5 protein-coding genes are annotated in these 8,035 nt (G+C 70.9%); 3 read left to right on the plus strand and 2 right to left on the minus strand.

Annotation, left to right across the window (positions count from 1 at the left end):
- Window positions 1–697 precede the first annotated feature (697 nt).
- The gene (locus ACSDR0_RS17560) at window positions 698–2,701 is read left to right on the plus strand and encodes an NAD(P)-binding protein (RefSeq protein WP_435289885.1); all 2,004 of its coding nucleotides are present in this window, start codon (window positions 698–700) and stop codon (window positions 2,699–2,701) included.
- 76 nt (window positions 2,702–2,777) lie between these two features.
- Here ACSDR0_RS17560 and ACSDR0_RS17565 read toward each other — a convergent pair whose 3' ends face one another.
- Both ACSDR0_RS17565 and ACSDR0_RS17570 read right to left on the minus strand, forming a co-directional pair.
- Window positions 2,778–3,806 (minus strand): acyltransferase family protein, encoded by a 1,029-nt coding sequence (locus tag ACSDR0_RS17565; protein ID WP_435289886.1) that lies wholly within the window; start codon window positions 3,804–3,806, stop codon window positions 2,778–2,780.
- A gap of 238 nt (window positions 3,807–4,044) precedes the next feature.
- Window positions 4,045–4,851 (minus strand): SDR family NAD(P)-dependent oxidoreductase, encoded by an 807-nt coding sequence (locus ACSDR0_RS17570; RefSeq protein WP_435289887.1) that lies wholly within the window; start codon window positions 4,849–4,851, stop codon window positions 4,045–4,047.
- 158 nt (window positions 4,852–5,009) lie between these two features.
- Here ACSDR0_RS17570 and ACSDR0_RS17575 point away from each other — a divergent pair, with 158 nt between their 5' ends.
- The gene (locus tag ACSDR0_RS17575; RefSeq protein WP_435289888.1) at window positions 5,010–7,514 is read left to right on the plus strand and encodes a nitrate- and nitrite sensing domain-containing protein; all 2,505 of its coding nucleotides are present in this window, start codon (window positions 5,010–5,012) and stop codon (window positions 7,512–7,514) included.
- A complete protein-coding gene (locus tag ACSDR0_RS17580; protein ID WP_329088690.1) occupies window positions 7,511–7,918 on the plus strand; it encodes a roadblock/LC7 domain-containing protein in 408 nt (135 codons plus the stop codon). Before ACSDR0_RS17575 ends, ACSDR0_RS17580 begins: the two co-directional genes overlap by 4 nt.
- Window positions 7,919–8,035: the final 117 nt, after the last annotated feature.

Raw genomic sequence — 8,035 nt, forward strand, 5'->3', positions numbered from 1 at the left:
TGTTTCGGACGGCGGGCAGCTCCCCGCGCCGGCGCCGGGAGCGGCGTCGTCCGGGAGGGATCGGAGGAGCCCAGGGCCGGTGCCGCCGGGGATTCGGGCTCCGGCGAGCGGCTGCTCACCCGTTCGGGAACCGCTTCACCGGACGCCTTTCCCGGTTCCGCCGCTCCGCTCGTCGCTTTCCCCGAGATCTCGTTCCGCGCGCCCCTTTCCGGTGTCGCGGCCCCGCTTACCTTCCGCGCGACACTTTCCTTACCGCCTGCGGAAAGGGGCGCGAATACAAGCCCCGAACCGGCATGTCCCACTTAACCGCGCGCCATCCGAAGGCACGGACGCGACCGGACTTACGGCGCCGATCCTTCGTGATTTTGAGCGTTGTCGCAATACTCCCCGCGACACGCCTCCGCCCGGCACCCCCGGGGCCGAACGGACGGAAAGGGACGCAGCAGCAGGTAAAGGGGGTTTGAGGTGGAGTGGTACGCATCCCGGGCGCTCGCCGCGAGGGCCCCTTCCCCCGGACCGGACGGGCCGGCGTACCGCCAATGCCATATCGCCTCCCCACCCCCTGTGATTCCATGCGACCACGACATAACGCTTATACAGGGAATGTCGCGACAGTACGTTAATGGCGTGGGTAAAAACTTCCCGAAAACGCAGCGAGGCAGCCCCGCCGATCCATTCACATCGTGATGATCGCCCCATGACCGATCCTCACGAGATCAATCCACGTAAGGCCCTGGAACTCGGCATGGACCGGCCCATCTCCCGCCGGGACTTCTTCGATGGGGTGATCGCGGCCACGGGGATCGCGGCGGCGTGCTCGCTGCCCGGGGCCGGCGGGCGGGACACCTATCCCGCCGCACCCATGGAGGATCTGGAGCTTTCGCCTGACATGTCCTATCCGCCGTCCCTCACGGGATTGCGCGGCGACACCGCGGAGGCGCTCAGCGTGCCCCACGCGCTCCGCGACCGGCGGTTCTGGTCGTACGCGGGCACCCCGGAGCCCACCGGCGAGCACTACGACCTGGTCGTGGTCGGCGCGGGGATCAGCGGTCTCAGCGCGGCCCACCGATGGCTGGAGCGTGAGCCCGGCGCGCGGATCCTGATCCTCGACAACCACGACGACATCGGCGGGCACGCCCTGCGCAACGAGTTCCGCCCGGCGGCCAGGAAGGGGCCGCTGGTCGCGTACGGCGGCTCGCGGTCGATGGAGAGCCCGTCGGCGTGGACCCCCGAGGGCAAGGACCTGCTCGCCAAGCTGGACATCCGCCCCGAGAGGCTCGGGGAACCCTCCGGCCGGGGGCTGTACGCGAGCCTGGGGATGCACGACAGCGTCTTCTGCGACCGGGAGACCTTCCCCGAAGAGAGGCTTGTCGTGCTCGCGCCCGGCAGGAGCGCTCCCCGGTGGATCGCCGAGCTGCCCGTCGCGGAGCAGGCCAGGAGGGACCTGCTCATGCTGTACGGCGATCCGCCCGACTGGTTCCCCGGCCTGTCGGGCGAGGAGAAACAGGCGCGGCTGGCCCGGCTGACCTACTCGGGCTTCCTCAGGGACGTCTGCGGGGTCCACCCGGACGTGCTGGCGTTCGTCAGGACCATGCCGAACGACGAGTGGGCCTACGGCTCCGACGCCTTCGGCGCGATCGACGCCTGGGGCAGCGCCGACGAGTACCGGTACGCGGGGTTCCAGGGGCTCGGGCTCGACAGGTCCAAGCCGTCCAGGTACAACTCCCCGACCGTGATCAAGGAGTGGGACGCGGGCGAACCGCGCGTCTGCCGCTTCCCCGAGGGCAACCAGGCGATCGTCCGGATGATGGCCGCCCGGATGATCCCCGGCTTCGCCACCGCCGGCGGCGTGAAGGACATCACCACCGCGAACTTCGACTACGGCGTGCTCGACCGGCCGGGCAACCGGGTGCGCGTGCGCCTGTCCAGCCCGGTGGTCTCGGCCGCCAACGACGGTCTCCCCGGCGCGGCCACCGGCGCCACGGTCGGCTACTTCGACGGCGAGCGGGTGAGGACCGTACGGGCGGGCGGCGTGATCATGGCCTGCTGGAACTCGATGATCCCCTACCTGGTCGACGACCTCCCGCCCGCGCAACGGGCGGCCCTGCGGCGGGCGGTCAAGGTGCCCCTGCTCTACGCGACGGTCCAGCTCCGCGACTGGCGGGCCTGGAGGGAGATGGGGATCAGGCGCGCCCGGTTCACCGGTGCCCGCTGGTGCGTGGCCGAGCTCGACGACCCGGCGGACGTCGGTGGCTACAGGTGCCCGAGGAGGCCCGGGGAGCCGATCGCCGCGCACATGGTCAGCACCCCTGTCACGCCCGGGGTGTCACCCGCGCACGGCTCGGTCGCCGGGCGGTACGCCCTGATCGGGACGCCGTACGACCACCTGGAGTACAGCATCCGCGACCAGCTCGCCCGCCTGCTCGGGCCGGGGGGCTTCGACGCGGCCCGCGACATCGAGGCGATCACGGTCAACCGGTGGGGACACGGCTACGCACCCGAGTACGCCACCCCGTGGGACCTCGACTTCTACCCCGACGGGCAGCCCCCAGCGGCCGTCGCCCGCAGGCCGCACGGCCGGATCGCGATCGCCAACTCCGACTCCGTTCCCGCCGCGCGCGCCGACGCGGCCGTCACCGCCGCCTACCGCGCGGTCGCGGAGCTCCAGGGCCGCCCTTCTCGCGGGCCGCTCCTGGCCTGACCTCCGCGACCGGACGGCCCGGTGAGCCCGGTCGGTCAGCCCGGCCCTCTCGTCCCTGGTTCTCAGCCTGGTTTTCTCAGCCTGGTTTTCTCAGCCTGGTGAAGGCCCAGCTCATGCCGGGCTCGACCGCCCAGTGGGTGACGCGCCGCACCGGCGCCGTGCACAGCAGGGCGGCGAGCCCGACCCCGAAGAGCGCCACGGCCGCCACCCCGGGCAGGGTCTGGGCCCAGTCACCGTAGAACCGCTCGGCGACCTTCACGACCAGGCCGTGGAGGAGGTAGGCGTACATGGTCGCCATGCCGAGCCCGGAGTACCAGGTGCGCCTGGAGGGGGTGATCGCCAGGAACGCGGCGACGAGCAGCGCCCCCGCGGCCAGCATGCCCAGGCGGATCAGGCTGCCGGTGAGGTCGTCCACCCCGATCACGTCGTTGGCGTGCCGCCAGCGGATCCACTCGGTCTTCACGGAGGTGTGCACGGCGAGCGCCAGGACCGCGCCGGCGACCAGGGTCACCGCGCCCGCGACCCGGACCCACCGCTTCTTGAGCCACTCGAAGTGCTCGGGCCGCAGCATGAGCCCGAGCACGTAGAACGGGAGCAGGCCGAGGGTGCGGTTCATCGACAGCTCGTCGGGGAGCCTGCTCATCCCCGACAGCAGCGACAGCCCGACCGCGACCACCAGCGGCCACCGCAGCTGCTGCCAGACCGGCGTGGACAGCCGCCACAGGAACAGCGACATCAGGAACCAGGTCAGGTAGTACGGGTCGAGGAGGCTGATGTCGAGCTTGCCGTACAGGAAGAAGCGCGGCAGCGAGTAGATCAGCTCGAAGATCACGTACGGGACGGCGAGGGTGCTGATCAGCTTGCGCGCTTTGCCGGACGAGAAGGTGAAATTTCGTGACAGGTAGCCGCTGAGCACGATGAACAGCGGCATGTGGAACGTGTACACGAAGAAGTAGGCGGCGTGCGCGGCCGGGACGTCCCGCAGATCCTCGATCAGATGGCCGGACACGACCAGGGTGATCGCCAGGAACTTGGCGTTGTCGAAGAACGGGTCCCTGGCCGCGGCGGGCGGGAGGACGGCCCGCAGCGGGGTTGTGACGCTCACAGCCCCGGACCGTAACCGGATCCCCCCAACACCCGGCGAACGGCCGGTGACACGCGGGGAAATCCCCGCTGCGAACCGTGCGCACGCCCGCCGTACGGCCGCGCGCCCGGTGCGCGGGGCGCCCGCCGTCGGCCGCCCCGCGCACCGGCACGCCTCGGGCGCGGGACTCACCGGCCCCGGCCGCGCGGGCCACGGGTGCCCGCGCGGACGTGGCGCCCCTACCGCGCCGCGCGGGCGGTCACGCGACGGCGGCGGCGCTGGCGTCCCAGAGGGCGCGGGCCAGCGCGGGGTCGCTCATCCTCTTGGGAACGGCCGCGAGGGCGCCCTTGGCGAAGTAGCGGCCCGGATGGGCGGCGCCGTCCGGATGGGTGGCGAGGTGGACCATGGTGCTCGCGCCCTCCTCGACCGTCTGGCCCATGCCTGGAACGTTCTTCACCATCCACATCATGAACGTCGACGGGGCGAACTCCGTCTTGATCACGCCCGGATGGAAGCAGGTCGCGGTCACCCCTGTGCCCTGGAGGCGGCGGGCCAGCTCCACCGTGAACAGGGCGCCCGCCTGCTTGGAGTCCCCGTACTGGAGCCAGCCGCTCCAGCGCCGCCGCTCGCGGTCGAGATCGGACGGGTCGAGGCCTCCGGTCTTGCCCGCCCGGGAGCTGGTGGTGATCACACGCCCCGCGACCCGTTCGAGCAGCAGGTTCGTCAGCAGGAAGGGAGCCAGGTGGTTGACCTGGATCATCGTCTCGTGACCGTCGCGGGTGAGCGTGCGCTCGGTGGTCATGACGCCCGCGTTGTTGACGAGGGTGTCGATCCGCTCATAGCGGGACAGCAGTTCGTCCCCCAACCTACGCACATCACCCAGAAGGGTGTAATCGCAGGTAAAAGTATCCGGGAGTACCCCGGAGACCGCCCTCACTCTTTCCGCCACCCGAGCTGTCTTGTCGGGATTACGGCCAACCAGAACTACTGTCTGCCCGCGTCTCGCGAGCTCCACCGCGGCAGCTTCGCCAATTCCGGCACTAGCCCCGGTAATCACACTAATCATCAGATCCTCCACTGCGCAAAGACCTTATTCGGTGCTAGTCTCCTGTGCGATCTTCCGGAGGCGTATCCACCCCAAATTGGCGCGAGCCTCCACACGCTCAGAGGTTGGGACGAGTGGACATGGGCTCTAGAAACCGCTCGATTCGGTTCAAGATTTTCTTGCTGTTGCTCCTGCCGCTGCTGTCACTGAGCGCGCTGTGGGGCTTCGTGCTCAACCTGACCGTCGGCGACGGAATCGCACTGCTGAGGGCGAACGCCCTCTACCAGACGGTGGGCGTCACCTCCACCGAGCTGGGTCTTCAGCTCCAGGCGGAGCGGACGCAGTCGTCGGTGGCGATCAGCTCCCGGGTCCTCACGAGCGGGATGGGCGACCAGCGCGCCCGCACCGACCGCGCGGTCGAGGGGTTCAGGCAGGCCGCCACAACCGATGATTCCGGCAGCCCGGAACTACGCAACTCGCTGGACGAGCTGCTCCGCCAGCTCGACAGGCTCCCGAGCGTCCGCTCGGGCGTCGACAGCGGGCAGCACACGCGGCTGGGCGTGCTGTCGAACTACAACCAGATCCTCGACGCGGTCTTCCTGGTGTACGACCAGATGGCCGCGGTGCCCGATCTCTCGATCTTCCAGCAGGCCTCGGCCATGCAGGGGATGGGCAACGCCCACGACATGATCGCCAGGGAGAACGCGCTGATCAGCGGGGCGCTGATCGACTACCGGCTGTCCGAGGAGGAGCGCAAGGCCTTCGGCGAGTACGTCGCCACCCGGCGCTTCCTGCACACCCGGGGCGCGGCCTCGCTGGATCCCGAGCTGGGCGCCCAGTATCGCGACACCTTCGCCTCCTCTGCCTTCGAGAAGTTCACCGACCTGGAGAAGGCCATCGCCGGGTCGACCGGCGGCCGGCTGGCCCCGGAGGCGAGCAAGTGGAAGGCGACCACGAACGCGATCTCGACCTGGCTCGACAAGGTCAACCTCGCCGCCTCCAAGGTCCTGGCGGAACGGGCCCAGGAGGTCGCCACCGGCGTCATGGTCCGGATCGTGATCGCCGGCGGCGTCGGCCTGATCGCGGTGGTCGCGTCGATCATCATCTCGGTCCGCTTCGGCCGCCGCCTGGCCGCCGAGCTGGCCGGGCTCCGCTCGGCCGCCCTGGACCTGGCGAACGTGCGGCTCCCCCGCGTCGTGGACCGCCTGCGGCGCGGCGAGGAGGTCGACGTACAGGCCGAGGCGCCGCCGATCCAGGCGGGCGGCTCGACCGAGGTGCACGACGTGGCCCAGGCCTTCGGCTCGGTGCAGCACACCGCCGTGGAGGCCGCCGTCGGCCAGGCCAACCTGCGGCGCGGTGTCAGCCAGGTCTTCGTGAACCTGGCCCGGCGCAAGCAGAGCCTGCTCCACCGCCAGCTCACCCTGCTCGACAGCATGCAGCGGCGGGCGACCGACCCCGACAGCCTTGAGGACCTGTTCCGGCTGGACCACCTGACCACCCGCATGCGGCGGCACGCCGAGGGCCTGATCATCCTGTCCGGCGCGGCGCCCGGCAGGTCCTGGCGCAAGCCGGTGCCGGTGATCGACGTCCTGCGGGCCGCGATCGCCGAGGTCGAGGACTACACCCGGGTCAACGTGATGCCGATAACCGACGTCTCGCTCGACGGGGCGGCGGTCGCCGACATCACCCACCTGGTGGCCGAGCTGATCGAGAACGCCACGATCTACTCGCCGCCGCAGACCGCGGTGACCGTGCGCGGCGACGTGGTGGCCAACGGGTTCGCCGTCGAGGTCGAGGACCGCGGCCTGGGCCTGAGCGTCGCGGAGTACGAGGCGATCAACGAGCGGCTGGCCAGCCCACCGGAGTTCGACCTGGCGGACAGCGACCGGCTCGGCCTGTTCGTGGTGGGCCAGCTCGCCTCCCGGCACGGCGTCCAGGTCATCCTGCGCGGCTCGCCGTTCGGCGGCACCACGGCCATCGTCCTCATCCCCCGCTCGGTGATCGCCCAGCAGGGCACGCCGCTCACCCTCACCGCGGAGCGGACGTCCTCTCCCGCCGAGCGCGCCGCCGAACGTCCGGGAGAGCTGTTCGAGGCCGCCCCTCCCGGCGCGCTCGCCCCCTCGGCCAACGGCAACGGCCTCCCGCGCAGGACGAGACACGCCTCCCCGAACCAGCCCGCCACCGCCCCGTCCCTCAGCGTGGTCACGGACCTGCCCGCCCGCGCCCCGTCGCCGGATCAGGCGGAGTACCCGGCCGTACCCGCGCGCGGGGAGACGGGCGGCGAGACCGGGTGGGAGACGGGCTGGGACGCGGCGTCCCACGCGGCGCCCCCCAACGCGCCGTTCCCGGCGCCCCAGGAGCCCCGTGAGACCCACCAGACGCCCCGCGAGACCCAGGCCCGGGAAAGGGACGGCAACGGCGGTCCGACGCGCCAGGCGGCCCCACAGCCCCCCATGGGGCCCGGTGGCCTGCCCCGCCGGGTCCGGCAGGCGAACCTGGCGCCTCAGCTCCGCCAGGAGAACGAGCCGCCCGAGCCCGAGCCCAGGGCGGAGCCGGGCGAGGAGCGTTCGCCGGACGAGGTCCGCGCGCTGTTCTCCGCCTTCCAGGCGGGGGCGCGGCGTGGACGCGAGGAGCAGGACAATGACTTCGCGCACCATACGACAGGCGACAAGGGGGACAAATGACCGGGAAATTGACCAACACCGGCGAGCTGAACTGGCTCCTCGACGACCTGACCACCAGGGTGGGCGCGGTACGCCAAGCGGTGATCCTCTCCACCGACGGACTGGCCGTCGGATTCTCGAAGGGGCTCCTGCGCGAGGACGCCGAGCATCTGTCCGCGGTCGCCGCCGGATTCCAGAGCCTGGCGCGCGGTGCGGGACGCCACTTCGGCGGCGGCGAGGTGCGCCAGACCATCGTGGAGATGGAGTCGGCGTTCCTGTTCGTCACCGCCGCGGGACAGGGCACCTGCCTGGCCGTGCTGAGCAGTTCCGACGCCGACGTCGGCCACATCGCGTACGAGATGGCGATGCTGGTCAAGCGGGTCGGCCAGCACATCTCCACCAATCCACGTCAAGGTCTCTCGTGAGGGAGGGAGCGGGTGGCCGCGTCATCGACGGACCGTTAGTACTGCAACGGCGTTTAGAGGGTGGTGTGGCCGCGTCTTCGGTAGTGGGAGCGTCGAGCTTGGGCTTGTCGTCGGCGG

The sequence above is a fragment of the Streptosporangium sp. G11 genome (assembly GCF_051192615.1).
In the GTDB taxonomy this organism is placed as follows: domain Bacteria; phylum Actinomycetota; class Actinomycetes; order Streptosporangiales; family Streptosporangiaceae; genus Streptosporangium.

What these genes read in the sequence shown, in the direction of transcription:
- ACSDR0_RS17580 (WP_329088690.1), top strand. Translation starts at nt 7,511, where the DNA reads ATGACCGGGAAATTGACCAACACCGGCGAGCTGAACTGGCTCCTCGAC.
- ACSDR0_RS17560 (WP_435289885.1), top strand. Translation starts at nt 698, where the DNA reads ATGACCGATCCTCACGAGATCAATCCACGTAAGGCCCTGGAACTCGGC.
- ACSDR0_RS17570 (WP_435289887.1), bottom strand. Translation starts at nt 4,851, where the DNA reads ATGATTAGTGTGATTACCGGGGCTAGTGCCGGAATTGGCGAAGCTGCC.